Raw genomic sequence first — 2,292 nt, 5'->3', positions numbered from 1 at the left:
CGCGGGCCTTCGGGGGTGTCGGTGACGTGGGCGTTGATGTCCAGTTCGGCGTGTGCGGGCATCCGCGGGTCGTGCCCGGCGTCCAGCTCCGCCAGCTCGGCCACGCCCGTGTCCTGGGTGAAGCCCAGACCCCGCAGGTCGGCGGGCATGTCCGCGCCCGCGGAGAACCGGCCCAGGTAGTTGAAGGAGATCTGCCCGCTGCCGTGCTGTCCGAGGACCGCGGCGGTCTGCGGGTTGAGGTGGCGCAGGAGGCCGTAGCCGATGCCCTTGTCGGGCAGGGACAACAGCTGTTCCTTGACGGTCTTGACGACCGTGCCTGCTGCCGGGCCGCCCGCGAACGCCTCGTCCAGATCGATGCCCGCCACGTCCAGACGCACCGGGAAGACACTGGTGAACCAGCCCACCGTGCGCGCCAGATCCGCGCCCGGCGCGGCGGCCTCCTCCCGGCCGTGGCCCTCCAGACGGATCAGGGACGACGGCTCCTGGACACCCCGGGCGGCACGCCACCGCGTGACGGCCATCGCCAGGGCGGCCAGGAGGCCGTCGTTGACGCCGCCGTGGAACGCGGCGGGCAGGGTGGTCAGCAGGGTCTCGGTGACGTCGGCGGGCAACTGCACCCGGGTGTGGGAGAGGGTGGCGACCACGTCCAGGGCCGCATCCAGGCGGCGGCTGCCGAGGACCGGGTCGGGGCTCTCGACGACGCCGCGCCACAGCTCCAGCTCGGCGGTGCGCTCGGGGCGGGCGGCCTCCTCGACGAGGGCGTGTGCCCAGCGGCGCACGGAGGTGCCGACGGGGGCGAGGTCGGGGGTCTGGCCGTCGCGGATCTGACGCCAGGCGGTGGCCAGGTCCGGCATGAGGACGCGCCAGGACACACCGTCCACCACCAGGTGATGCAGCGCGACCAGAAGACGCCCGGCCTGCTCGGGGCCCGCGTCGAACCACACGAACTGCGCCACCACACCCGCCGCCGGGTCCAGCCGGCCCGCCGCGGCATCCAGCTCGGCCAGCAGCAGCGTCCGCCACGCCTGGCCCGGCTCACCCTGCACGCCCTGCACGCCCTGCACGCCCTGCACGTCCTGCACGTCCTGCACGTCCTGCACGTCCTGATCACTGGGCGTGTTCCAGAAGGCGTCGCAGACGACGTGCCGTATCAGCCGCGCGGCGTCCACCGAGCCCGGTGCGCCGACGACCAGACCGCCGCCGTCCGCCTCCGTCAGGCGGGCCCGCAGGAGATCATGACGGTCGATCACCGCGGTGAGGGTGGCGGCCAGCCGGTCCTGCCCGATGCCCGAGGGCAGCTCCAGCACCATCGCCTGCAAGAACCGCTCGAAGCCCGGACCCCGCTCCATCAACAACCGGGTGACCGGCAGGTGCGGCAGGAACCCCACCCCGCCGCCGTCCAGCTCCTCAAGGACCACCACATCCCGGCCCCGCGCGTCCGCGACGGCCTCCGCCAGCGCCGCCACCGTACGGAACTCGAACACCTGCCGCGAGGTCACCTCCACCCCCCTGGCACGCGCCCGCGACACGACCTGCAACGACTGGATACTGTCCCCGCCCAGCGCCAGGAAGTCGTCGTCCACGCCGACCCGGCCCGCGGACAGCACCTGCGCGAACGCCTCCGCCAGCACCTCCTCCACCGCCGAGGACGGCGCCCGGTAGGCGGCACCACGGAACTCCGGCTCCGGCAGCGCCTTCTTGTCCACCTTCCCGTTCGGCGTCAACGGCACCTCATCGATCACCATCACCACACCCGGCACCATGAACTCCGGCAGCCGCGCCGCCGCGAACGCCCGCAGCTCCGCCGCACCGAACCCCGCCCCCAGCGCCAGATGCCCCGTCCCGCTGCCCCGCTGCGCCTCGTGCGACTCCTCATCGGGCACCGCCACCACATAGCCGACCAGCTGCCTGCCCCGCCCGGCGGCCTCATGAGCGACGACCACGGCCTGCCGCACCCGCGGATGCGCCGCGAGCGCCGCCTCCACCTCACCCGTCTCGATCCGCAGCCCCCGCACCTTCACCTGGTCATCACTGCGCCCCAGGTACTCCAGCGCACCACCCGCACCCACCCGCACCACATCACCCGTGCGATACATCCGCCCGCCCGCCCCGTCGAACGGATCGGCCACGAACCGGGTACTGCTCAGCGCGAACCGGCCCAGATAGCCCCGCGCCAGACCCGGACCGGACACATACAACTCACCCGCCACCCCCACACCCACCGGCACGAGCCGGTCGTCCAGCACATACACCCGCGTGTCCCTGATGGCCCCACCGATCGGCGCGGCACCC

Annotated in this window: 1 protein-coding gene; it reads right to left on the bottom strand. The window is 73.3% G+C overall.

Annotated features, from left to right (window positions below; genetic code table 11):
• Positions 1-2,252 (bottom strand): condensation domain-containing protein (locus GPA10_RS41480; RefSeq protein WP_157169906.1); only part of this gene is annotated, 2,252 nt, incomplete at its 3' end.
• Positions 2,253-2,292: the final 40 nt, after the last annotated feature.

The organism is Streptomyces typhae (assembly GCF_009755605.1).
Taxonomy (GTDB): Bacteria; Actinomycetota; Actinomycetes; order Streptomycetales; family Streptomycetaceae; genus Streptomyces; species Streptomyces typhae.
Note: the sequence above shows the minus strand (reverse complement) of the source record. Positions and strands in the feature narration are given on the sequence as shown.